We start from the raw sequence: 20,170 nt of genomic DNA, 5'->3' as shown, positions 1-20,170 counted from the left end.
GGTTTGCGTGGGAATTGCTGTCACTTTCAGAAGGCGACAGCACGAAATATCAAAAGTCGACCGCACGGTCTTTTCTGACGTTGGAGTCGCCTCAGAAAACGGAAAATAAAGCACGCTAAGGCGTAGTTCCCTCGGGCTACACCGCGTCCGCACTGCGCGGTTCTTTCTTCCCTTGCAGTGACGCAATCAGCGGGCAGGAAACGTTCCCCTTCCGCGCATGGCAGGCGCACACCAAATCAGACAGCACGGCCTCCATGCGCGCCAGGTCAGCCATCCTCTCGCGCACGTCCTTGAGCTTGTGCTCGGCCAGGCTGCTGGCTTCCTCACAATGGGTGCCATCCTCCAGCCGCAGCAGCTCGGCGATCTCATCCAGGCTGAAGCCCAACCGCTGGGCTGATTTCACGAAGCGCACCCGCGTTACATCCGTCTCGCCATAGCGGCGAATGCTGCCGTAAGGCTTGTCCGGTTCCGGGAGCAAGCCCTTGCGCTGATAGAACCGGATGGTCTCCACATTGACCCCGGCCGTCCTGGCGAAAACGCCAATGGTCAGGTTCTCCAAATTGTTTTCCATATCGCTTGACTCCGTACATAACTACGGAAGTAAGCTTAAGCTATCCAATTCAGATTCGAAAGGACAAACGTATGTCTGAACCTCAAAACGGGCGCGGCGCGCTCTTCACTGGCGGGCTGGCCGCCATCCTCGCCTCGGCTTGCTGCCTCGGGCCGCTGGTTCTGATCGCCTTGGGGTTCAGCGGCGCTTGGATCGGCAACTTGACGGTGTTGGAACCCTATCGCCCCATCTTTATCGGCGTGGCGCTGGTGGCGTTGTTCTTCGCCTGGCGGCGCATCTACCGGCCGTCAGCCGCCTGCAAACCGGGTGAGGTTTGCGCGATTCCCCAAGTGCGAGCTACTTACAAGCTCATTTTCTGGGGCGTGGCCGTGCTGGTTTTGGTCGCGCTCGGATTTCCCTACGTCGTGCCATTTTTCTATTGATCACAGGAGTTCACCATGAAAAAGCTGCTTTCCGCCCTTGCCCTCGCTGCCGTTGTTGCCCCCGTGTGGGCCGCCACCCAGACCGTTACGCTGTCCGTACCGGGCATGACCTGCTCGGCCTGTCCGATCACTGTCAAGAAGGCGATTTCCAAGGTCGATGGCGTCAGTAAAGTTGACGTGACCTTCGAGACGCGCGAAGCGGTGGTCACCTTCGATGATGCCAAGACCAGCGTGCAGAAACTGACCAAGGCTACCGAGGATGCGGGCTACCCATCATCAGTCAAGAACTGATCATGAAAGACCCGAAGACACTGCTGCGGGTCAGCATCATTGGCACAACCCTCGTGGCGCTGTGTTGCTTCACCCCTGTTCTGGTCATTTTGCTCGGTGTGGTCGGCTTGTCCGCGCTGACCGGCTATCTGGACTATGTGCTGCTGCCTGCGCTGGCGATTTTCATCGGCTTGACCATCTACGCCATCCAACGAAAACGCCAAGCCGATGCCTGCTGCACCCCGAAATTCAATGGAGTAAAAAAATGACCGAAATCACCGTGAATGGCATGACCTGCACATCCTGCGCCACCCATGTCAAAGATGCTTTGGAAAAGATTCCCGGCGTGAATGCCGCTGTGGTGTCCTATCCAGAAAGCCGCGCGCAAGTCATGGCAGACACCGCCGTGAGCCACAACCAACTGCTGGCCGCCATCGCCGCATTGGGTTATCAAGGCTCGATCCGGGTTGGTGATTTCAAAGATGAACCAAAAATCCGTGATGCACTTGAGGGCGCCGGTTTGCATATCGCCATCATTGGCAGCGGCGGGGCCGCGATGGCGGCGGCGCTGAAGGCCGTCGAGCAAGGCGCGACGGTCACGCTGATCGAACGCGGCACCATCGGCGGCACCTGCGTCAATATCGGCTGTGTGCCGTCCAAGATCATGATCCGCGCTGCCCATATTGCCCATCTGCGCCGGGAAAGTCCGTTCGACGGCGGTATTGCGGCAACTGTGCCTGCGATTGACCGCAGCAAACTGCTGGCCCAGCAGCAGGCCCGTGTCGATGAACTGCGGCACGCCAAATACGAAGGCATCCTGGACGGCAATCCAGCCATCACCGTTTTGCACGGTGAAGCGCGTTTCAAGGACGACCAGAGCCTGGTCGTCCGTTTGAACGAGGGTGGCGAGCGCGAGGTAACGTTCGACCGCTGCCTGGTCGCCACCGGTGCCAGTCCGGCCGTGCCGCCGATTCCGGGCCTGAAAGAGTCACCCTACTGGACTTCCACCGAAGCGCTTGTCAGCGACACCATTCCCGCACGCCTGGCCGTGATCGGTTCGTCGGTGGTGGCGTTGGAACTGGCGCAAGCCTTTGCCCGGCTCGGCAGCCAGGTCACGATCCTGGCACGCAGCACCTTGTTCTTCCGGGAAGACCCGGCCATCGGCGAGGCCGTGACAGCCGCTTTCCGCGCCGAGGGCATCGAGGTGCTGGAGCACACGCAAGCCAGCCAGGTCGCCCATGTGAACGGCGAATTCGTGCTGACCACCGGACACGGTGAATTGCGCGCTGACAAGTTGCTGGTTGCCACCGGTCGGGCACCGAATACGCGCAGCCTCGCGCTGGACGCGGCGGGGGTCACTGTCAATGCGCAAGGGGCCATCGTTATCGACCAAGGCATGCGCACGAGCAACCCGAACATCTACGCGGCCGGCGACTGCACCGACCAGCCGCAGTTCGTCTACGTGGCAGCGGCCGCCGGCACCCGTGCCGCGATCAACATGACCGGCGGCGACGCAGCCCTCAATCTGACCGCGATGCCGGCAGTGGTGTTCACCGACCCGCAAGTCGCCACCGTGGGCTACAGCGAGGCGGAAGCGCACCACGATGGCATCGAGACCGACAGTCGCACGCTGACACTCGACAACGTTCCGCGAGCGCTTGCCAACTTCGACACACGCGGCTTCATCAAGCTGGTCATCGAGGAAGGTAGCGGACGGCTCATCGGCGTGCAGGCGGTGGCCCCGGAAGCGGGCGAACTGATCCAGACGGCGGTGCTCGCCATCCGCAACCGCATGACGGTGCAGGAACTGGCCGACCAGTTGTTCCCCTACCTGACAATGGTCGAGGGGTTGAAGCTTGCGGCGCAGACCTTCAACAAGGACGTGAAGCAGCTTTCCTGCTGCGCTGGATAAAAAAAGGAGGTTTTCAATGAGCGCCTACACCGTGTCCCGGCTGGCCCTTGATGCCGGGGTGAGCGTGCATATCGTGCGCGACTACCTGCTGCGCGGATTGCTGCGTCCGGTGGCGTGCACCCCGGGCGGCTATGGCCTGTTCGATGATGCCGCCTTGCAACGGCTGTGCTTCGTGCGGGCGGCCTTCGAGGCGGGCATCGGCCTGGACGCGCTGGCGCGGCTGTGCCGGGCGCTGGATGCTGCGGACGGCGATGAAGCGGCCGCGCAGCTTGCCGTTCTGCGCCAGTTCGTCGAGCGTCGGCGCGAAGCGTTGGCCGATCTGGAGGTGCAGTTGGCCACCATGCCGACCGAGCCGGCACAGCACGCGGAGAGTCTGCCATGAACAGCCCCGAGCGCTTGCCGTCCGAGACGCACAAACCGATCACCGGCTACCTGTGGGGCGCGCTGGCCGTGCTCACCTGTCCCTGCCATTTGCCGATTCTCGCCATTGTGCTGGCCGGCACGACGGCCGGCGCGTTCATCGGAGAGTACTGGGGTATCGCAGCCCTCACGCTGACCGGTTTGTTCGTCCTGTCTGTGACACGACTGCTGCGGGCCTTCAAAGATCGATCATGAGCGCTTCCCATTGAGACAAACCACGCTGTCGCTACGTTGCCTCATGCCGGCATCAAATTCGGCTGAGTAGCTTCTCGCCATCTGGACGTAGCTCACCCTTGGGTGAAACATGCCGATACAGGGTCTGCCGCGTGACGCCAAGTTCCTGGCACAGGTCGCCGACCTTGGTCTCTGGCTGACCCATTGCCGCCATCGCCAGCCGCAGCTTGGCGGCGGTCATCTTGAACGGCCGGCCGCCTTTCCGCCCGCGCGCGCGGGCCGAGGCTAGGCCGGCAATCGTGCGCTCCGCGATCAACTCGCGCTCGAACTCGGCCAGGGCGGCGAAGATGCCAAAGACCAGCTTGCCGGCGGCGGTCGTGGTGTCGATGGCCGCGCCGTGCCCGGTTAATACCTTCAAGCCGATGCCGCGCCCAGTCAGGTCGTGCACGGTGTTGATGAGATGTCGCAGGTCGCGTCCGAGCCGATCCAGTTTCCACACGACCAGTGTGTCGCCAGTTCGCAACGCCTTCAGGCAGCTCGTCAAGCCGGGCCGATCCTCGCGCATGCCGGATGCCTGGTCCTCGTAAAGATGTACTGGATCGACCCCGGCGGCAATCAGCGCGTCGCGCTGCAAATCGGTAGCCTGGGAGCCGTCCGCCTTCGATACCCGCATGTAGCCTATCAGCATGTCGTACCTGTCACATATACGTTCGATTATGTGACAGTGTGAGCCAGAAAGTTCTCGCCGTCAAAAACTGTCACTTAACCCGTCATTTAGTCTAAGACCTGCAAACGGCCATTCAGGCTCGTAATGTGACAAAAACTCCGGCGGGATGCCCTCCTTGGTGAACGTGGCGCGCAAACGTTCCAGGGATTCGGGGTCGCGTCGCCCGTAGGACGCCAGTGTGAACAGCAAGCGGGCCGTCTCCGGGTTGTGTCGCGCTTCAATGATGGCCTCATCGATGGCCTGGGCTGCTCGTTGCCAGTGGTTGATGGGTTCCGGCTTCGGCACCTTCGCCGGCAGGCCGTTGGTGAAACCAGTGTGCGGCTCCGTCTGAAACAGCGCGGCCTGTTCCCCGCGCGGGATCAGCGCCTTTGACTCGATCAGCGTGATGGCGGTGGCCGCCGCCTCCAGCATCTGCCACTGCACCGCCGGGGCCAGAATCTCGTAGGGACGCCACAGACTCTGCCCGGCGCGCAGCGGATGGCCGCAGCGCTCCCAGACATGGCGGATGCTCGCCGAGCAACTGCCGCAGTGCGAGAGCGGCGTGTTCAGCTCATCAAGCAGGGTGCGCAGCAGCCGGAACCACAAGCCGGCGTGGACACGCCGACGCGGCAGCTCCACAAAACCCGTCGTCAGCGCCTGCCAGGTGCGCCGGTCCATGCAGGCGATTGCGTCATCGGCAGGGCGCGGCGCAGCATCGGCGATTTCCCACTGAAGATACCGGCCGGGCATGCCCCAGTAGGACTCCAGCCAGCAGCCATGCTGCGGGCAGCTCAGCATCAAGGGGAGCTGCCAGACGAGTAGCACAGCTTGATTCGTTGGATCGTTCAGACACTGCGGACACGCCCGGCGAATCGTCTGGCTCGGTAGCCAGGCACGCCAGCGAGTGATGGACCGCACCTTGCGGGTGCGCTTGGGCAGGAGCACCGCGCATTGGAATGTATAGGTTTCCAAGGCTGCTGGTACCGAATCGTCGAGACTGTCGAGCAGCCACGGCACCCAGCCTGCAAGACTCATGCTGCGCAACCGCTCCAGCTCGACGCCACTGCGCTGGCAGAGCGCCGTCAGCAACGACAAGGATGGTGCGGTATCCAGGTCATCAAGTTGGCTGTGACCAAGATCGTGGGCCAGCAGCTCGTGCACGTCCATCTGGTAGCAGGCGGCGACCCGGTTGAGCCATGAGGACAGGGCTTCGCCTTCCTTGGGTGCCGGATGCAGCGGCCAGCGCGGCGCGGACTTCACATCAGTTCCCGCTCGAACTGTCGCCGCCGCTCACTGGGGCCGATGTAGTCGGCCATGCTGAGCGTGCGGTGGTTGATCGCTTCCTCGCCACTCTCCACGGCGGCGACGGCCGCCGCCACCAGCAGATGTGCAAGCTCGCCGATGGTGCCTTCGCTCCGGGTGAGCAGGTAGCTGTACCGGCTTGCAATCGAAAACGGCCGTGCTCGCAATCAGCGCAATTTCCGGCTCAGATTAACTGCGACTGACGGAGCCGTCTGGCTCAGATTATTTGCGAGCGAGCTTGCATTCAGCCGCGCCGGCTTGCATTCCATCGTTCCCTACTGGGGTTGTACGCCGGAATCCCAGAAATTTCCGTCAGCCCAGCTCCAGTCCCGCCACGAGCGCATCCAGGTCGATGAACTTGCCGTCAGTCTGGAAGGTGTAATGCCCGTTCAGCAGGATGTGCCGCCAGGCCGCTGGCGACATCTGCGTGATCAACGCCAGCGCCTTGGCATTGCCAGCTGCCTCGTACTTCGTCAGCAGCAGGGACAGGATCGCCGAGTTGTAGAAGATGATCGCGTTGCCGATCAGCCTGGCGCACTGGTTGCTGATCTCGATTTCGATGTCGGTGCGGCCGGTCAATTCCTTCTTCCCACCGACTTGGGCGATGGTCGAGCGTAGCTGGTGATAGGACTCAATGCGGTTCTGCGAGCGGTGAACATTACGCTCCAGTTGCGGGTCGCGCAGGTAGCGCAGTGTGTAGATACTGCGGATGAGCTTGTCGAACTCGAAGATTGCGCGCCGCGTCGGGTTCGGCGCCGTATAGGTGCACAGCTTGCGGATCAGCGTGCCCTGCGTCATTTCCTTCAGGCCCAGTGTGGCGACGATTCGGTCGATGTTCGCCTTCTCACCGACGATGAGTTGCCGGTCGATCTGGCCAGCCGGCCGGATCAGGCATTTCTCGTACAATGCCAGATCATCGGCGCAATACAGCTCCTGCAACTGGTCGTCGAGGTCGGTGAAGCGCGGCTCGAAACGAAGTCCGAACCAGTGCAGGATGGCGAAGTTGGCCTTGTTGATGCTGTGCATGTCGCCGGTGATCGCGCTCGGCACGATGTCCGACGTGTTGCGGTACCAGATGTCGAACACGTGGTGAGCCTCGTACTCGTGTGCGCCTATCAGGTAGCCGTTCAACGGCACGTGATTGCACAGCAGCGTGTAGGCGACGACGCCCTTGCCGCGGCCGAAATATTTGCGCGAGTAGCGCGCCTTCACAGTTGGTCGCTCGACGCCGAATTTCTGCCCATCAACGGCACCGTACAACGAATCGAGGTCGAACGAGTAATGCGGGAAGATCGGCAGTGCGGCGATGGCGTTGCTGATGCAATCGTTGGCCACATGTAGCGTCGCCTGGCGCAGGTACTGCTGGTAGGTACTCTCCAGGACGTGGTACGGGATGTCGCTGGTACGTGCCATAACCTGGTTGCCGTGGTTCATGGCTTGGGCAATGATCACCGCCATCAGACTGTCGGCGTCGGCTACCTTCTTCGCATAGCGTGGCTGCAATGGTGTCAGCGCCGACAGGAACTGGCACTGGCCGTTGACGAAGCGAAACACGTCGGCGACATCGCAGTATGGCAGTTGCTCGTAGAGAGCTTGCTCGCGCGCCTTCTGGTTCTCCCCCTTGGGCTTGCGCCAGGTCAGTCTCTGCGTGTCCTTGTCGTATTCCAGGTGCGTCAGCTTGCCCTGTTTCAGCTCGCGATTGAACGCCACCCATTGCGCACGCAACTCGGCCGCCAGTGCATCGAGCTGGGCACTGACCGGCTGCCGCAGGAAGGGGATGTCCATCTGCGCGAGCACGGCGGCTTTCTCGTCCATCGAAACCAACTCGTCGGACAAATGCCGGTGCTGCAAGCTATCGTCAATGTAGAGCTCGCCCGCCTGGAAGCGTTTCCTGACCTGACGGTAAAGCCAGAATTCGTAACGATCGGCATGCAGGCCTGTCGGCGTGCCTTCGGCATCGAACATCAGCAGGTACGGACGCAAGCGTTTCGGCAGCGTTGCCGCCGGACATTCGTCGAGTGGCCGTTGTGATAGGCGCTGCTGCTTGGCGAACACGCTCTTGGCCCAAGTCAGCGCCGCGAGCCATGGGTTATCGGGGGCCGTGCCGGCGAAGTCGAGCGCGACGTACAGCGGCCGTAGATGGCGTCGAATGCGTTCGGCCAGGCCGTCCACCGCCTGCCAGTGCAGCGCCAGTTTGTTCAGTGGCTTGACGCTCATGCGCTGCGCCGTGTTTTGCAGCAATTCCCTGGACATGATTTTGTAGGCGCGTTGGCGCACCTCGCCGAACGGCGTCGGATCGGCCACGCTGTCGTCCACGTACAGCGACAGCAGGCGGCCAACCTGCGGCGTTTCCTGATGGCGTCGCAGCTGTTCGGCGACAAAGGACTGTTTCGCACCCGTGCGGCTCTCGTCCTCAAGTTTTTTCATGTGGAAGGCCATCGCGTCGACCAGGTTGTCGGTGAGCTGCCGGTAACGTACCCAGGCATAGCACAGCAGGTAGAGCCGGGTCTGCTCCGCCTTCAGGTGGCGCAGGTCATGGACGGTATAGAAGTTCGCCAGGCTCGCGTAGTACAGCAGGTTCTGCTGCGAGATGCCGAGCTTGGGCAGCAGCGCCTTGGCGATCCCGTGCAAGGACTTCAGCGTGGCGCGCTTCTCGCGCTCCCCTGCCATCTGACGCCAGCCGAAATCTTTAGCGTCCTGCTTGAGCGCTGCCAGTTGAGACAGGGTGTCGTCACGCACCAGGAGCTGGCCCAGCGCAGCTTTGGCCGATTCGTCCAACACTTCTGCCAGCAAGCCGCCCAAGCGCCTGCGTTCGGTGGACAGGGCTTCACTGACCAGCTCTTGTAAGGTGGTGTGGCCGGGCCGGATGATTTTGTGCTCGCTGAGCCAAACGATCAGTTCGGCGGCCACGAATCCTGGCATTACGTCGCGCCGCACGATCTGTTCAGCCTGCTGTGCCAGTTGCGGCAGGAAGCTAGCCGCCCACGACCGGTAGCCGAACAGTTCGGCGATCTGACCCCTCTGGCTGTAGTGCTCATGCTTGGTGATCGCCTTGCGTTCGAACGCTTCGCCGTGGAAATAGCGACTCAGCACGAAGGCGCAATCGTCCTCGACCTCATGCCAATCGAAGCGGAAGAAAGCATGCTTGGCCTTGAAGTAGCCGATCTGCAAGACGCAATAGACTTGGGCCTGCAGGCTAGGCCGGCTGCTGGCGAACGCCAGTTCAGATTCGGTCAACGCCAGGTATTCCAGCCGCTGAGCATCGTCGAAGTCCGGTAGGCCGTACAAGGCTTCCTGCTCTGCGTCAGAAAAGACGGTGAGTAGCTTATTCTTGTTGCTCATCGACCGTCCTTCCCGCACCACGCCAACCTGCTCGCGTCAATGTTTCGATCAACGTAGTGCGCTTGACATTGAAGTTGCGGCACACCGCCGCCTTAGACATGCCGCCATCGAGCGCGGCGACGATGGCGTCCAGCTTCTCACCAGTGATCGCCTGCGGCCGGCCGCCGATCCGGCCGCGTTTGCGTGCGGCGGCCAAGCCCGCGACGACGCGCTCCTGAATCAAGGCGCGCTCGTACTGCGCGAGCGCACCGAACACCTGGAACAGGAATTCGCCCGAGGGCGTCGTAGTGTCCAGGTTCTCTGTCAGCGAGCGGAACGCCACCCGCTTGTCCTTGAGCGAAGTCACAATGGCGAGCAGGTGCGACAGCGAGCGACCGAGCCGGTCGAGTTTCCACACCACCAGCACATCGCCGGCTCGAACGAACTCAAGCGCCCGCGCCAAGCCGGCACGGTCATCCTTCGCGCCAGAGGCACGATCCTCAAACAGGTGACGCGGATCGACGCCGGCGGCGAGCAGCGCGTCGCGCTGCAAGTCCGTGCTCTGGCGGTCGGAGTCCGACGACACGCGCATGTAGCCAACCAACATAGGCGGATAACCATCAAAAACAGGTTTCCGCATAATAGTGAATAGCGATAGAGTTTTCCGTACATTTTTGAGGGGGTGTTGCACAGGTAGCACAGCGGCGGCTGACAGCCTGTCGCAAAACAAATGTTTTACGACACCTCCTTGAGGTTGCCGCGTTTACATCATTACCTGAACAGGTATAAAATTCCGTCATGACAAACAAAGAAAAACCGCTCGAATGGATCGCGAGCAGCCACAAGGATTTGATGGCGTTGCCGTCCGACGTGCGTCGCCGTTTCGGTTACGCGCTCTCGTTGGCGCAGATAGGCGATCAGGATGACGCAGCAAAGGTGCTCAAGGGGTTCGGTGGTGCCGGCGTGCTGGAGGTCGTCGAAGACGATGCCGGCGGCACCTATCGAGCGGTATACACGGTCAAGTTTGCGGAAGCGGTGTTCGTCCTGCACTGCTTCCAGAAGAAGAGCAAGAGCGGAATCGCCACGCCAAAGGCCGACATGGACATCATCCGCGCTCGGCTGAAGGTGGCCGAGGTATTGGCACAGGAGCTACGAAATGCAAAAACGAATCATTGAAGGCGTCGAGGTTCAGCGCAGCTCGGGCAACGTCTTTGCCGACCTTGGACTGCCTGACGCTGAAAAGCTCAAGATCAAGACCGGCCTGGTGGTCGAGATCAGGAGGGCCATGCGCGCCCTTGGGCTGACTCAACAAGCGGCGGCCAAACGCATGGGCATCCCGCAACCGAAGGTGTCGGGCATGATGCGCGGCGACTTCACCAATCTATCCGAACGCAAGCTGATGGATTGTCTGAATCGCCTCGGCTACGACATCGAAATCAAGGTACGGCCAGCAGCCGAGCCGATCGGGCATCTAACGCTCGCAACCGCTTAATCGGAGCTCTCCTGATGGCAGCCCGCATCACCGACGACGAATGGGACGAACTGACTCCCGAGAATTTCGATACCACGGCACTGCTGCGTGCAGTCGATGCCGTGGACGTGCTGCGCGGCGATTTGAATGACAGCGCAGACGGCGCACCTCCGCAACTGCGCACCGACCTGTTGAAGCTGCATCAACTGGCAATGGCCGCGTTCAACGAGGGATCACGCAGCCGAGTGGCTGAGCTATTTGATCTCGCCGTGGATCTTCAGGATCAGGTTGATCATCTGATGACCTCGCTGGAACAAGTGCAAGAAACCCTGTCCCGGTTGACGGCGCTCTACCCAGAAAGCCTGTCCTGAATGTTCTTGGAGACAACCACATCATGAGCCGCAGCCGCCGCAAAACGCCCATCGTTGGGCACACGACCTGCCGTAGCGAGCGCGAGGACAAGAAACTCTGGCATCAGCGCTGGCGAACCCACGAGCGCACCGCGCTGGCCAGCGCGTCGCCGGAAGCTCTATGCGCCCATCTGCCTCTACTGGAAAACCAGGTCAGCAACGTCTGGTCGATGGGTAAGGATGGCCGCTCCTACTGGCCCATCAAGCGCCAGGCCGCCACGGCGGATCGCATTGCCAACCACAAGGGACGCAATCCGCAAGAGCGCGCCTCCCTGAAAAAGCGTCTGCTGCGCAAGTGGATGAGCAAATGAACCTGTCCACCATCGAGGCGCTGGCTATCGCTTGGGCGCGAATCGCTGAAGAAGCAGAACTCCCAGCCGGCTACGAGGGCACGGCGACGCCAGAGGCGCATCGGGCCTGCGAGGTGATCCAGGAGCGGATTCGAGAGCACGTCGTCGCCACCAATGACATGCGGCTGTTCGGCCTGCTGCACCTGCTTGGGCAGGCGTCGCTGCGCATGGAGCAAGCGCTGTGGCCGGAAGAATATGCGCGGATGACCCGCGAGGTCGAGGAAGCTCTCCGAGAGGCCGACGACCCCAACGCCAAGTCGTACACCCACGAAGAAGTCATGCAGGCGATGCAGGAACGCATCGACCGAGCGCGAGACAAAGCCATGTTGATCGGCTGACGGAAATTTCGGCGGTTCCGGCTGATCCAAGAATCTTGGCGTGACCTTACCTCCGCTCTACCGCTGGGTGCCAGCCTCGGCGCACGCCTAACCACCCAACTCAGAAAGGAAAATAAGTTGGTAAAACGCATTCCCGTATCCGAGCTTCGTCTCGGCATGTACATCCACAAGCTCGCCGGCTCTTGGGTTCGACACCCATTCTGGCGCGGCAGCTTCCTGCTGACCGAGCCTCAGGATCTCTCTGCCATTCGAGAATGTGGCGTCGGGGAGGTCTGGGTCGACTTGGCCAAGTCGACCCAGAGAGCCCAGAGAGCCCAGAGAGCCCAGAGAGCCCAGAGAGCCCAGAGAGCCCAGAGAGCCCAGAGCCCAGAGCCCAGAGCCCAGAGCCCAGAGAATTGTCGGAGGAGCAATCTCTGCCGTCTAGTCCACTAAGCAAGAAAAGTGACGGCGCAACCTCAATGGAGAGCGAAATGTGTTATGCACGGAAACTCTGTCTTGCGGCCAAGTCCCAAGTCATGGACATGTTCCAGGAAGCCCGGCTTGGCAAGGCCGTCGACCCAAGCACGACGTTGCCGCTGGTCGGAGAAATCGCTGCCTCGGTGCTGCGCCAACCTCATGCCCTCATCAGCGTCGCACGCATCAAAACGCACGACGATTACACCTACCTGCACTCGGTTGCCGTCTGCGCCCTGATGCTATCGCTGGCCCGGCATCTCGATCTAGACGAGGAGCAAACGCGCCTGGCTGGCATCGGCGGACTGATGCACGACCTAGGCAAGGCCGCGATGCCGCTGGAAGTGCTTAACAAACCAGGCAAGCTCACCGATGCCGAGTTCGCCATCATGAAGCGCCACCCTGTGGAGGGCGCAAAGATGCTGCGCGCAGGCGGGGCCGAGCCCGGGGTGGTGGACATTGCCCTGCACCATCACGAGAAGATCGACGGAACCGGCTACCCGGATCGCTTGGCCGGTGACGCCATTTCACTCCTGGCCCGCATGGGCGCAATCTGCGACGTCTATGATGCCGTGACGTCGGAGCGAGCCTACAAAAAGCCGTGGGACCCGTCCGCGGCGATGCGGCAGATGGCCAAGTGGGAGGGCCATTTCGACAAACGCATCTTCCACGCCTTCGTCAAGGCCGTGGGCATCTACCCCGTCGGCTCCTTGGTTCGCCTGTCCTCTCAGCGTCTGGCCGTTGTCGTTGAGCCGGGAATGGAATCACTGCTGACTCCCAAGGTTCGCGTGTTCTTCTCGCTACGCTCGAGAGAGCCGATCCCGATGCAGACCATCGACCTGGCGGCCACGAGTTGCAAGGACAGTATCACTGGCCCCGAAGACCCGACGCTCTGGAACTTCAAGAACCTCGACGACTTGTGGATGGAATAGCCCCCACAAAACGACGGCCCCGTGAGGGAGCCGTTGAACATCGTCGAGCGATGCCCGTCCAGGGAGGGATGGCCGAGCTCGATTCTCCAGAAGGTAGCTGGTGACACGAGTGTTGAGCCCACCCAACTAGGGTGACGGAAATTTCTGGGGTTCCGGCTTACATCCCCCTACTCACATTAACTGCAACTAGCCCCGTCTTTAGAGGTGGTAAAGATGCCGATGATGGCCATGGTGTTCTCCTTTCGGATTCATGGTCGCGCCCATCGCGTCCTTGTTGTGAGCCGATCGGCGGGTGAGGGCCGAACGCACTGCCAATGCAGCCGAAACGTAGAGAAGGACCTTGAGCTCCGAACAATTTGTTGCGCGAGAAAGCCGCTCGCCGGCGGGGAAAATGTTCGGTGGGAACGGTTGTGGGCCCAGGTCCGATCCCGCCAGGATTCACGACGACTCAAGGACGCATGGCTGACCGGCCGGACAGGAGTATTGGCCGACTCTAAACACCAGTCGTAGGCGCTGGAATCTCGCGACATGCGTAGCCCTTGCTTGGCGAAAAATATTCCCGATCGCCGAGCGCTCGATCTGACATTCGTCGTTCGGTATAGTAAAGAGTGCAGACCAGGCAGATAGGGGCGCCGGTAGCTTAAGGCCAAACCAGAGACGAGCCGCGCGAATGCTCGCCGAGGACCCGGTTTTCAAGCGCATGAGCTTATTTGACCGCGACGGAAACTTGGTCTCCTCAAGCCACGCGGATGAACCGCAAAAACTCCCTGCGGGTTGGCTGTCGCAACTGCGCGAACACACGGGTAGAAGTGCCCCGGCCAGGCGCGGAGGCTTCGATGAGCGCGGATCGGACATCTTGTCCTAACGGTCGACCCCGCCAGCGGGGGCTTCGTCAGCACCGCGCTGCAATTGCCGGCAGGGCTCTGGGACAACCATCTGCGTCTGGTCTGAAAGCGTTCAAGTATCGCAGCGGTACGCCGACATAAGGGGGCGAACGAACGGTCATTTGGCTGACCGCTCGCTCAATCTTGCGTATGACTCAAGCGCCCCCCTTTCGATACGAGACCGCCCAGATGCTCTTGAAAAAATCCCTGCGCGCTCAGCTGCTCACACTGATCGGCGGCAGCCTGTTGGTGATATTGCTGATCGCCTTCGCCAGTTTTTCCTTCTTGTCGGATGACATTTCCAAGTATCAACAACTACTCAAGGGTCCGATCGAAACGTCGCGCCTGATCGACGAAGCCAACGTGGAATTCAAAGTGCAGGTGCAGGAGTGGAAGAACGTCTTGCTGCGTGGCAAATCACCTGAAGCCTTGAGCAAGTACTGGCAAAGCTTCGAGAACCAGGAACGAAAGGTCCAGGACATCCTGGGCAGACTCGTTGAGCGAAGCGAGCACAACCCTGCCCTGTCAAAGCAGCTCCGCGACCTGCACGAGGAGCACCGGCGCCTCGGCGCCGCCTACCGCGCGGGCCGTGCGGCCTACATCGCCGGCGGAAACGATCCATTCGCCGGCGACGAGGCGGTTCAAGGCATCGACCGTGCCACCAGCGAACAGCTCAGTGGTTTGGTCATCCAGCAGCGCGATTCGGCGCTGCATCGTTCGGAAACCATCAGCGAAGCCGCAGATCGTAAAATAGTCGTCGGCTCGTTGGTAATGCTAGCCGCTGGCGTTTTCATCGCCTTGCTCAGCCTATGGTTGGTAAACCGCAATCTGATCGCCCCCATCCGTCACCTGATCGACCACATCGCCAAGCTCAGCCAGGGCGACTTTGCACAGCGCGTCGATGCGTCCCGTGCTGACGAATTGGGACGTCTGGCAGTTGCCGCGAATATCCTGCGTGACTTCCTTGCCGATACGTTCACCCTCCTGCAACGCAACACCTCGGACCTGGACAGCGCCAGTGGTGAATTGAGCGCCATCGCCGCACTGATGGGCCAAGGCACTCGCGAGCAGTTCTCGCGCACCGATCAGGTCGCTACCGCCATGCATGAAATGTCCGCTACGGCGCAGGAAGTCGCCCGTCACGCCGCCGAAGCCGCGCGTGCAGCGGATGCGGCCGATCATTCGGCGCAGCAGGGTGAGACCATGATGCGTTCGACTATCCAGACCATTACCCACATGCGCGGCGAGATCAGCAACACCGCCGAGGTAATACGCCGTCTGGAGACCGATAGCGGTCGCATTGGCAAGGTGCTGGAAGTTATTCGCGGCATCGCCGACCAGACCAATCTGCTGGCGCTAAACGCAGCCATCGAAGCCGCCCGCGCGGGCGATGCCGGACGCGGGTTTGCCGTCGTTGCCGACGAGGTGCGCACGCTGGCCAGGCGCACCGCCGACTCCACCGCTGAAATTCATCAGATTATCGACACGGTGCAGACCGGCGCGGTGGATGCGGTGCGTGCGATTGAAAATGGACAAACCCGCAGCAACGAAGGTGTCGAACAGGTTACGGAAGCGGGCAGCATGCTTCAGCGCATCACCCAAGAAGTCGAAGCGATCCGCGACATGAACCGTCAGATCGCTACCGCTGCCGAAGAGCAGACGTCCGTGGCGGAAGATATCTCGCGCAATCTGACCGAAATTACCGCCATCGCCACCACCAACCAGGACAATGTCGAGCGTACCGAGGCAGCCAGCCAGAACCTGCATACGCTGTCGGCCCAGCTCAGCGAAGTGACGCACCGCCTCGCGGGCTGACACAGGCTCTGCTCCGGCCCTAGATGATCGGTGTCACCACGTTGCTAGGTCCGACTCATCCGAGTTCGAGGGAGTTGGGGCAGGGCCGATCAACATGGCTTGTCTCGTGCTTGGTCGATTCGTTCCTGCATCGCCTGCATGACTTCTCGTGGGTGTACGACTTGGCGTTGGGGTCGTCGGCCTCACGGAGAGCTTCTTCGACCTCGCGGGTCATCCGCTCATATTCTTCTGGCCACAGCGCTTGCTCCATGCGCAGCGACGCCTGCCCCAGTAGGTGCAGACCGAACAGACGCATGTCATTGGTGGCGATGACGTGCTCTCGAATCCGCACCTGGATCACCTCATCGCCAGTTGATGCAGCTTCAACAGGTCGGTGCGCAGTTGCGGAGGCCCGCCGTCTGCGTTGTCACTCAATCGCCGCGCAGCTCGTCCACGGCATCGACTGCCCGCAGCAGTGCGGTGGTATCGAAACTCTCGGGAGTCAGTTCGTTCCAATCGTCGTCGGTGATGCTGATTGTCATGTAGCTTCTTTCCTTGTCCTGGGCAGACCCCGGCGTTACAGGCCAAGCTCGCTATGCGATCCGAGACGCACGAGTTGCAGCACGGCGTCATCCGGCTTGCGGTAAATCAACACCAGGTCGGGCTTGATGTGACAGTCCCGGTGGTCTTTCCAGTCGCCGGTGAGGGCGTGGTCACGGTGCTTCTCGGCCAGAGGCTGGTTATTCGCCAGGGCTGTGACGACGGCAATGAAATCGCTCGCCAGCGTCTGACGATGCGGGCCTTTGGCTTCGCGTTTATAATCGCGTTTGAACCGGCTGGTCTGTTCAATCGTCCGCATTCAGATCCGCCATCAGATCCTCGACGGAAGCGAACGACTTCAAGCCGCCACGGCGCGCTTCCTTCATCGCCTCGATGGTGGTGGCGTTCGGAATCAGCGGCTCGAACGGCAAGGCTTTCTCGCGGGCGACTCGGGTCAACATGATGCGGAAGGCGTCAGACACGGTGAGTCCCATCGCTGCCAGCACGACGGTCGCCTCTTCCTTGATGTGCTCGTCGATACGGGCACGGACTACAGCATTTGCGGACATGGTTTGATCCTCCAGATTGATGAGCTACATTGTAGCTCAATCCTTCCAGGAGTGCACCCAGCACACCTCGCCAGAGGCGTCTATCAAACGAAGGTTTATTGGACTGTCCGTACCATTGATGTTCACTTGTAGAAAGTGAGCCCATCGCGATGGAATACAGGATCGGTTGGTCAGGCTTTCAATGCCAGGATTCGGCGCGCACCGTTCAATACGATGAGGCCAACGACCGTACCAATCACCAAGTCTGGGTAGGGAGAGCCCGTCCACGCAACCAGCGCGCCGGCGACGATAACGCCAATGTTCGCGAGCACATCGTTGGCCGAAAAAATCCAGCTCGCTTTCATGTGTGCACCGCCTTCGCGATGGCCATAGATCATCAAGAGACAGCTGGCGTTTGCGACGAGTGCAACTAAGCCAATCCCCATCATCAGCATCGACTCAGGTTCGCTGCCATAGTGGAAGCGTCTAGCCACCTCCACGAGTACGCCCAGTGCCAACAGGATCTGAAAGAAACCCGCCAGGTGCGCAGCGCGAACTTGCAGCTGTGCACTGCGGCCGACGGCAAAGAGAGCCAAGCCATAGACGGCAGCATCCGCAAACATGTCCAGCGAGTCGGCAATAAGGCCCGTCGACTGAGCGATCAACCCTGCGCCCATCTCGATAACAAACATGGCAGCGTTGATGCCGAGCAAAATTTTCAGGGTGCTCGCCTCTTTCGACGCCGCTAATTCCTCATCAGCGCGATTGGTCGAGGCTGCTTCCTGACTAGCTGGTTGAGTCCCCAGTAGCGCTGCCCCTAGACCCAGGGACTCCAGCTTGGTAGTGATTGGGTCAACCGCCCCGTCATGGAAAGCGAGTACCTGCCTGCTGCTCAGATCAAAGGACAACGAACGAAGCTCAGGCAAGCTATTCAGCGCGAGCCGAATCATTCGCTCTTCCGAAGGGCAATCCATCTTGGGTACAGAAAAATGGCTGACCCAGGCTCCTTCGGTCGAGGGCGCGCTCGCTGCTTCAGCAGGCGCTGACACTGAACCGCAGCCACAGGATTTTTCACACGAGCTCATGATCCGCCTCTCCTATCAGGTTCAATTCTGGCAATTGAAAACCATATAGCAGGTATAGGGTCAAGCCTGGATATACTGGCTGTTTATCGAGGAGCAGCCTATGCGCATTGGTCAACTTGCACAGCTGACGGGAGCGGACATTCAGACCATTCGTTTCTATGAGCGCCAGGGCCTGCTTGCATCGCCCAATCGCCAGGCAAATGGCTACCGAGCCTACGAAGCGGATCATGTGGAGAAACTGCTGTTCATCCGCCGTTGCCGGTCCTTTGGCATGTCGTTGGACGAAATTGGTGTTTTGCAGAGCGTTCAAGCACAGCCGCAGCAACCGTGCGCGGCGGTCAATACGCTGCTTGATAGCCATATCGCCCAGGTCAGGGCCCAGATCGCATCCTTGCAAGCCCTGGAAAACCAGTTGGTGACGTTACGCAGCTGCTGCGATGACGAACGACAAAGCCTGGACTGCGGAATACTTTCGGGTCTAGTGGAGGGAGGCAAACGGCTTCCATAAGGCGCGCTAGAAAAGTGCCATTCGCTTCTGCTCAAAGCGTAGAGCTTGACCCTATAGCGGCTACAGGGTGTTCACTTGCACGATCGGCCCAGAATCATGGCCTTCCAACTGCTGCGCAAGTGAGTTCCAGATGAATACCGCCCTCCGCAATGCCATCGATGAAGCCTTTTTCCAGGCAAGGACAGCACTCCGTGAAAAGGCGCCAACCGAGGCATTCCCCTGGCTCGAGCGCGCCCACATCTTGAGCCAGCACATGCCCGTCCTGCATGCGCGGAGCCATTGGTTGATGCTAAGGGCTGGCTGGCAGTTGCGCGACTACCGGGAAATGTTCGGCCAAGCACCACGGATCATCGCTGCCGTGTTGTTCTCGAAGATCTGGGTACCGCTCGGCAATACCGGACGCGCGAGGATCAGTGCATTCGCGCCGATGCCCGTCTCACCCGGATTGCAGCGACTGTTTCAGGGAGCGAAACAATGAAATCGCCACTTGGAATGGCGCACCGTATCACTCCCGGGCTCTGGTGGACGCTATCGCTAGCCGTTGCCCTGGCCGACCAGGCGATCAAATATGTAATTGAGGGTTCGCTCTCGGTCGGCGCCGTGGTTCCTCTGACCCCAGTCTTCAATCTGGTCCATTTCTGGAATACCGGCGCAGCGTTCAGCTTCCTAGCTGACGCGGGCGGTTGGCAGCGCTACTTCTTCATTCTCCTCGCACTGGTTGTTTCGATTGGGCTCGCGTTGCTCTTGCGTAAGCCCAGGGCCAAGCTCGAAGCGCTGGGCTATAGCCTCATACTGGGAGGGGCAGTGGGGAATCTGATCGATCGCAGCTTCCGAGGCCATGTGATCGACTATCTGGATTTTTTCTGGCAATCCTGGCATTGGCCTGCATTCAACTTGGCGGACATCGGCATCGTGGGCGGTGCCGCCATGTTGCTCCTGAGCAGTGTGCTGAGTCCAAGCGCGGAACTGGACCGGGGCAGATAATGCGAAGCTCGGATGCCGCAGAAGTGGCTCGCTGGTCAGGCCATGCCTGGGTCGGCCCCGGTATCGGCGTCTTTCTCGGCCATGCCGCCCACCAGGATTGGCACCATCATCAAGCACATCAAATTGCAGTGGGGCTCGACGCCGCGATAACGGTTGAAACGCCGTTGGGTGGGCAATCTGGGGCTGCCATCTTGATTCCGGCAGGCTTGAAGCACCGGCTCAGTGCTGGGCATGTCCTGTCGATCTACCTGGATGTGCTGTCCGATGAGGCGCGTGCCTTGCGGGTGAGCGGAGCCGTGAGGCTGATGGAGATCGTAGCGGCCGATATTGCTGCGATGGTCGAGGCACTGAGGGCGTCGGGGCATTCGCCTGTCCAGTTGCAGGCGCAGGTACGTCGGCTGTTGCGGCTTGCCGATCCACCAATCCCTGATCCGCGCTTGACCAAGGTCACCGCAGCGCTGCGCGAAGGCCAAATGGGGCGTGAGGCAATGGCCGCGTTGGTGCATTTGTCACCCACGCGTTTTTCCCATTGGTTCGTGGAGCAAACCGGCCTGCCGTTGCGCAGCTATGTCAAATGGCTGCGCCTCACCCAAGCCCTGCAACACCTGGCCAAAGGGGGACGGCTGACCGAAGCCGCGCATGCGGCAGGTTTTTCCGACTCGGCGCATTTCTCCCGGACATTCAGGGCGCTGCTGGGCATCGATCCGTCCTCCGCCCTGGCTGCGGTCGATCTCCAGAAGTCATAGCTCTTTCGTTCAAGTCGAACGTCGTCCTC

27 protein-coding genes and 2 pseudogenes are annotated in these 20,170 nt (G+C 60.7%); 19 read left to right on the top strand and 10 right to left on the bottom strand.

Annotated elements, in window-relative coordinates; genetic code table 11:
* Positions 1 to 136: 136 nt before the first annotated feature.
* The gene (merR, locus tag FIV38_RS26140) at positions 137 to 571 is read right to left on the bottom strand and encodes an Hg(II)-responsive transcriptional regulator (RefSeq protein WP_000429838.1); all 435 of its coding nucleotides are present in this window, start codon (positions 569 to 571) and stop codon (positions 137 to 139) included.
* A 71-nt stretch (positions 572 to 642) separates the two neighbouring features.
* Here merR and merT point away from each other — a divergent pair, with 71 nt between their 5' ends.
* Genes merT through merE form a run of 6 tightly spaced genes read left to right on the top strand, consistent with a single transcriptional unit; the run spans position 643 to position 3,790 of the window.
* On the top strand, positions 643 to 993 hold the full coding sequence (merT, locus tag FIV38_RS26135; protein ID WP_001294667.1) for a mercuric ion transporter MerT: 351 nt from the start codon (positions 643 to 645) through the stop codon (positions 991 to 993).
* 15 nt (positions 994 to 1,008) lie between these two features.
* Positions 1,009 to 1,284 (top strand): mercury resistance system periplasmic binding protein MerP, encoded by a 276-nt coding sequence (gene merP / locus FIV38_RS26130; RefSeq protein WP_000735441.1) that lies wholly within the window; start codon positions 1,009 to 1,011, stop codon positions 1,282 to 1,284.
* A 2-nt stretch (positions 1,285 to 1,286) separates the two neighbouring features.
* Entirely contained in the window at positions 1,287 to 1,532 is a 246-nt protein-coding gene (gene merF / locus FIV38_RS26125) for a mercury resistance system transport protein MerF (RefSeq protein ID WP_000654684.1), read from the top strand.
* Positions 1,529 to 3,175, top strand: coding sequence for a mercury(II) reductase (gene merA / locus FIV38_RS26120; RefSeq protein ID WP_000136268.1), 1,647 nt, complete (start codon positions 1,529 to 1,531; stop codon positions 3,173 to 3,175). The genes merF and merA overlap by 4 nt, the downstream gene beginning before the upstream one ends.
* A gap of 16 nt (positions 3,176 to 3,191) precedes the next feature.
* Positions 3,192 to 3,557 (top strand): mercury resistance co-regulator MerD, encoded by a 366-nt coding sequence (merD, locus tag FIV38_RS26115; protein ID WP_003465059.1) that lies wholly within the window; start codon positions 3,192 to 3,194, stop codon positions 3,555 to 3,557.
* Positions 3,554 to 3,790 carry a broad-spectrum mercury transporter MerE gene (merE, locus tag FIV38_RS26110; RefSeq protein WP_001087809.1) on the top strand — a complete coding sequence of 79 codons (237 nt, stop codon included), beginning with the start codon at positions 3,554 to 3,556 and terminating at the stop codon, positions 3,788 to 3,790. Before merD ends, merE begins: the two co-directional genes overlap by 4 nt.
* 52 nt (positions 3,791 to 3,842) lie before the next feature.
* Here merE and FIV38_RS26105 read toward each other — a convergent pair whose 3' ends face one another.
* The 5 genes from FIV38_RS26105 to FIV38_RS26085 all read right to left on the bottom strand — a co-directional run bounded on the left by FIV38_RS26105 (position 3,843) and on the right by FIV38_RS26085 (position 9,705).
* Positions 3,843 to 4,457 (bottom strand): recombinase family protein, encoded by a 615-nt coding sequence (locus FIV38_RS26105; RefSeq protein WP_000904941.1) that lies wholly within the window; start codon positions 4,455 to 4,457, stop codon positions 3,843 to 3,845.
* Between the two features lie 60 nt (positions 4,458 to 4,517).
* Entirely contained in the window at positions 4,518 to 5,735 is a 1,218-nt protein-coding gene (locus tag FIV38_RS26100; RefSeq protein ID WP_003465063.1) for a TniQ family protein, read from the bottom strand.
* Entirely contained in the window at positions 5,732 to 5,944 is a 213-nt protein-coding gene (locus tag FIV38_RS26095) for an NTP-binding protein (protein WP_024015044.1), read from the bottom strand. Before FIV38_RS26095 ends, FIV38_RS26100 begins: the two co-directional genes overlap by 4 nt.
* A 145-nt stretch (positions 5,945 to 6,089) precedes the next feature.
* Entirely contained in the window at positions 6,090 to 9,119 is a 3,030-nt protein-coding gene (locus FIV38_RS26090) for a Tn3 family transposase (RefSeq protein ID WP_010799689.1), read from the bottom strand.
* Positions 9,103 to 9,705, bottom strand: a complete 603-nt coding sequence (locus tag FIV38_RS26085; protein ID WP_010465829.1) for a recombinase family protein — start codon at positions 9,703 to 9,705, stop codon at positions 9,103 to 9,105. Before FIV38_RS26085 ends, FIV38_RS26090 begins: the two co-directional genes overlap by 17 nt.
* Before the next feature lie 191 nt (positions 9,706 to 9,896).
* Between FIV38_RS26085 and FIV38_RS26080 the strand changes: the two genes are divergently transcribed.
* The 9 genes and pseudogenes from FIV38_RS26080 (at position 9,897) to FIV38_RS31040 (ending at position 15,751) form a co-directional block, all read left to right on the top strand.
* Entirely contained in the window at positions 9,897 to 10,274 is a 378-nt protein-coding gene (locus tag FIV38_RS26080) for a type II toxin-antitoxin system RelE/ParE family toxin (protein ID WP_003151133.1), read from the top strand.
* Positions 10,255 to 10,590 (top strand): helix-turn-helix domain-containing protein, encoded by a 336-nt coding sequence (locus tag FIV38_RS26075; protein WP_001172026.1) that lies wholly within the window; start codon positions 10,255 to 10,257, stop codon positions 10,588 to 10,590. Before FIV38_RS26080 ends, FIV38_RS26075 begins: the two co-directional genes overlap by 20 nt.
* Positions 10,591 to 10,604: 14 nt before the next feature.
* Positions 10,605 to 10,940, top strand: a complete 336-nt coding sequence (locus FIV38_RS26070) for a hypothetical protein (RefSeq protein WP_000741275.1) — start codon at positions 10,605 to 10,607, stop codon at positions 10,938 to 10,940.
* Between the two features lie 23 nt (positions 10,941 to 10,963).
* The gene (locus FIV38_RS26065) at positions 10,964 to 11,290 is read left to right on the top strand and encodes a hypothetical protein (protein WP_000091614.1); all 327 of its coding nucleotides are present in this window, start codon (positions 10,964 to 10,966) and stop codon (positions 11,288 to 11,290) included.
* Complete coding sequence (locus FIV38_RS26060) at positions 11,287 to 11,667, top strand: hypothetical protein (RefSeq protein WP_001054412.1); 381 nt, start codon at positions 11,287 to 11,289, stop codon at positions 11,665 to 11,667. Before FIV38_RS26065 ends, FIV38_RS26060 begins: the two co-directional genes overlap by 4 nt.
* Before the next feature lie 156 nt (positions 11,668 to 11,823).
* Positions 11,824 to 12,167, top strand: a pseudogene (locus tag FIV38_RS31050) (DUF3391 domain-containing protein); the annotation flags it as partial.
* A gap of 15 nt (positions 12,168 to 12,182) precedes the next feature.
* Positions 12,183 to 13,052 (top strand): HD-GYP domain-containing protein, encoded by an 870-nt coding sequence (locus FIV38_RS30795; protein ID WP_223198360.1) that lies wholly within the window; start codon positions 12,183 to 12,185, stop codon positions 13,050 to 13,052.
* A gap of 1,034 nt (positions 13,053 to 14,086) precedes the next feature.
* Positions 14,087 to 14,818 (top strand): annotated as a pseudogene (locus FIV38_RS31045) (methyl-accepting chemotaxis protein); the annotation flags it as partial.
* Between the two features lie 165 nt (positions 14,819 to 14,983).
* The gene (locus FIV38_RS31040) at positions 14,984 to 15,751 is read left to right on the top strand and encodes a methyl-accepting chemotaxis protein (RefSeq protein WP_370588396.1); all 768 of its coding nucleotides are present in this window, start codon (positions 14,984 to 14,986) and stop codon (positions 15,749 to 15,751) included.
* Positions 15,752 to 15,806: 55 nt separating this feature from the next.
* Here FIV38_RS31040 and FIV38_RS26040 read toward each other — a convergent pair whose 3' ends face one another.
* From FIV38_RS26040 to FIV38_RS26020, 4 genes are all read right to left on the bottom strand, one after another.
* On the bottom strand, positions 15,807 to 16,091 hold the full coding sequence (locus FIV38_RS26040; protein WP_425311902.1) for a hypothetical protein: 285 nt from the start codon (positions 16,089 to 16,091) through the stop codon (positions 15,807 to 15,809).
* 216 nt (positions 16,092 to 16,307) lie between these two features.
* Entirely contained in the window at positions 16,308 to 16,589 is a 282-nt protein-coding gene (locus tag FIV38_RS26030) for a type II toxin-antitoxin system YafQ family toxin (protein WP_011282522.1), read from the bottom strand.
* Positions 16,576 to 16,839, bottom strand: coding sequence for a type II toxin-antitoxin system RelB/DinJ family antitoxin (locus FIV38_RS26025; RefSeq protein WP_020303033.1), 264 nt, complete (start codon positions 16,837 to 16,839; stop codon positions 16,576 to 16,578). The genes FIV38_RS26030 and FIV38_RS26025 overlap by 14 nt, the downstream gene beginning before the upstream one ends.
* Before the next feature lie 170 nt (positions 16,840 to 17,009).
* Complete coding sequence (locus FIV38_RS26020) at positions 17,010 to 17,903, bottom strand: cation efflux transmembrane domain-containing protein (RefSeq protein WP_033902376.1); 894 nt, start codon at positions 17,901 to 17,903, stop codon at positions 17,010 to 17,012.
* Between the two features lie 100 nt (positions 17,904 to 18,003).
* Between FIV38_RS26020 and cadR the strand changes: the two genes are divergently transcribed.
* The 4 genes from cadR to FIV38_RS26000 all read left to right on the top strand — a co-directional run bounded on the left by cadR (position 18,004) and on the right by FIV38_RS26000 (position 20,141).
* Positions 18,004 to 18,411, top strand: a complete 408-nt coding sequence (cadR, locus tag FIV38_RS26015) for a Cd(II)/Pb(II)-responsive transcriptional regulator (RefSeq protein WP_024015046.1) — start codon at positions 18,004 to 18,006, stop codon at positions 18,409 to 18,411.
* A 130-nt stretch (positions 18,412 to 18,541) separates the two neighbouring features.
* On the top strand, positions 18,542 to 18,889 hold the full coding sequence (locus FIV38_RS26010; protein WP_024015047.1) for a DUF3703 domain-containing protein: 348 nt from the start codon (positions 18,542 to 18,544) through the stop codon (positions 18,887 to 18,889).
* Complete coding sequence (gene lspA, locus FIV38_RS26005) at positions 18,886 to 19,395, top strand: signal peptidase II (RefSeq protein WP_003452327.1); 510 nt, start codon at positions 18,886 to 18,888, stop codon at positions 19,393 to 19,395. Before FIV38_RS26010 ends, lspA begins: the two co-directional genes overlap by 4 nt.
* The gene (locus tag FIV38_RS26000; protein ID WP_024015048.1) at positions 19,395 to 20,141 is read left to right on the top strand and encodes a helix-turn-helix transcriptional regulator; all 747 of its coding nucleotides are present in this window, start codon (positions 19,395 to 19,397) and stop codon (positions 20,139 to 20,141) included. Before lspA ends, FIV38_RS26000 begins: the two co-directional genes overlap by 1 nt.
* Positions 20,142 to 20,170: the final 29 nt, after the last annotated feature.

It is taken from the genome of Pseudomonas proteolytica (assembly GCF_007858275.1).
Taxonomy (GTDB): Bacteria; Pseudomonadota; Gammaproteobacteria; order Pseudomonadales; family Pseudomonadaceae; genus Aquipseudomonas; species Aquipseudomonas proteolytica.
Note: the sequence above shows the minus strand (reverse complement) of the source record. Positions and strands in the feature narration are given on the sequence as shown.

Excerpts from the sequence above, each read along its gene's own strand:
- merR (WP_000429838.1), bottom strand. The coding sequence starts at position 571 with ATGGAAAACAATTTGGAGAACCTGACCATTGGCGTTTTCGCCAGGACG.
- merT (WP_001294667.1), top strand. The coding sequence starts at position 643 with ATGTCTGAACCTCAAAACGGGCGCGGCGCGCTCTTCACTGGCGGGCTG.
- merP (WP_000735441.1), top strand. The coding sequence starts at position 1,009 with ATGAAAAAGCTGCTTTCCGCCCTTGCCCTCGCTGCCGTTGTTGCCCCC.
- merF (WP_000654684.1), top strand. The coding sequence starts at position 1,287 with ATGAAAGACCCGAAGACACTGCTGCGGGTCAGCATCATTGGCACAACC.
- merA (WP_000136268.1), top strand. The coding sequence starts at position 1,529 with ATGACCGAAATCACCGTGAATGGCATGACCTGCACATCCTGCGCCACC.
- merD (WP_003465059.1), top strand. The coding sequence starts at position 3,192 with ATGAGCGCCTACACCGTGTCCCGGCTGGCCCTTGATGCCGGGGTGAGC.
- merE (WP_001087809.1), top strand. The coding sequence starts at position 3,554 with ATGAACAGCCCCGAGCGCTTGCCGTCCGAGACGCACAAACCGATCACC.
- FIV38_RS26105 (WP_000904941.1), bottom strand. The coding sequence starts at position 4,457 with ATGCTGATAGGCTACATGCGGGTATCGAAGGCGGACGGCTCCCAGGCT.
- FIV38_RS26090 (WP_010799689.1), bottom strand. The coding sequence starts at position 9,119 with ATGAGCAACAAGAATAAGCTACTCACCGTCTTTTCTGACGCAGAGCAG.
- FIV38_RS26085 (WP_010465829.1), bottom strand. The coding sequence starts at position 9,705 with ATGTTGGTTGGCTACATGCGCGTGTCGTCGGACTCCGACCGCCAGAGC.
- FIV38_RS26080 (WP_003151133.1), top strand. The coding sequence starts at position 9,897 with ATGACAAACAAAGAAAAACCGCTCGAATGGATCGCGAGCAGCCACAAG.
- FIV38_RS26075 (WP_001172026.1), top strand. The coding sequence starts at position 10,255 with ATGCAAAAACGAATCATTGAAGGCGTCGAGGTTCAGCGCAGCTCGGGC.
- FIV38_RS26070 (WP_000741275.1), top strand. The coding sequence starts at position 10,605 with ATGGCAGCCCGCATCACCGACGACGAATGGGACGAACTGACTCCCGAG.
- FIV38_RS26065 (WP_000091614.1), top strand. The coding sequence starts at position 10,964 with ATGAGCCGCAGCCGCCGCAAAACGCCCATCGTTGGGCACACGACCTGC.
- FIV38_RS26060 (WP_001054412.1), top strand. The coding sequence starts at position 11,287 with ATGAACCTGTCCACCATCGAGGCGCTGGCTATCGCTTGGGCGCGAATC.
- FIV38_RS30795 (WP_223198360.1), top strand. The coding sequence starts at position 12,183 with ATGGACATGTTCCAGGAAGCCCGGCTTGGCAAGGCCGTCGACCCAAGC.
- FIV38_RS31040 (WP_370588396.1), top strand. The coding sequence starts at position 14,984 with ATGGGCCAAGGCACTCGCGAGCAGTTCTCGCGCACCGATCAGGTCGCT.
- FIV38_RS26030 (WP_011282522.1), bottom strand. The coding sequence starts at position 16,589 with ATGCGGACGATTGAACAGACCAGCCGGTTCAAACGCGATTATAAACGC.
- FIV38_RS26025 (WP_020303033.1), bottom strand. The coding sequence starts at position 16,839 with ATGTCCGCAAATGCTGTAGTCCGTGCCCGTATCGACGAGCACATCAAG.
- FIV38_RS26020 (WP_033902376.1), bottom strand. The coding sequence starts at position 17,903 with ATGAGCTCGTGTGAAAAATCCTGTGGCTGCGGTTCAGTGTCAGCGCCT.
- cadR (WP_024015046.1), top strand. The coding sequence starts at position 18,004 with ATGCGCATTGGTCAACTTGCACAGCTGACGGGAGCGGACATTCAGACC.
- FIV38_RS26010 (WP_024015047.1), top strand. The coding sequence starts at position 18,542 with ATGAATACCGCCCTCCGCAATGCCATCGATGAAGCCTTTTTCCAGGCA.
- lspA (WP_003452327.1), top strand. The coding sequence starts at position 18,886 with ATGAAATCGCCACTTGGAATGGCGCACCGTATCACTCCCGGGCTCTGG.
- FIV38_RS26000 (WP_024015048.1), top strand. The coding sequence starts at position 19,395 with ATGCGAAGCTCGGATGCCGCAGAAGTGGCTCGCTGGTCAGGCCATGCC.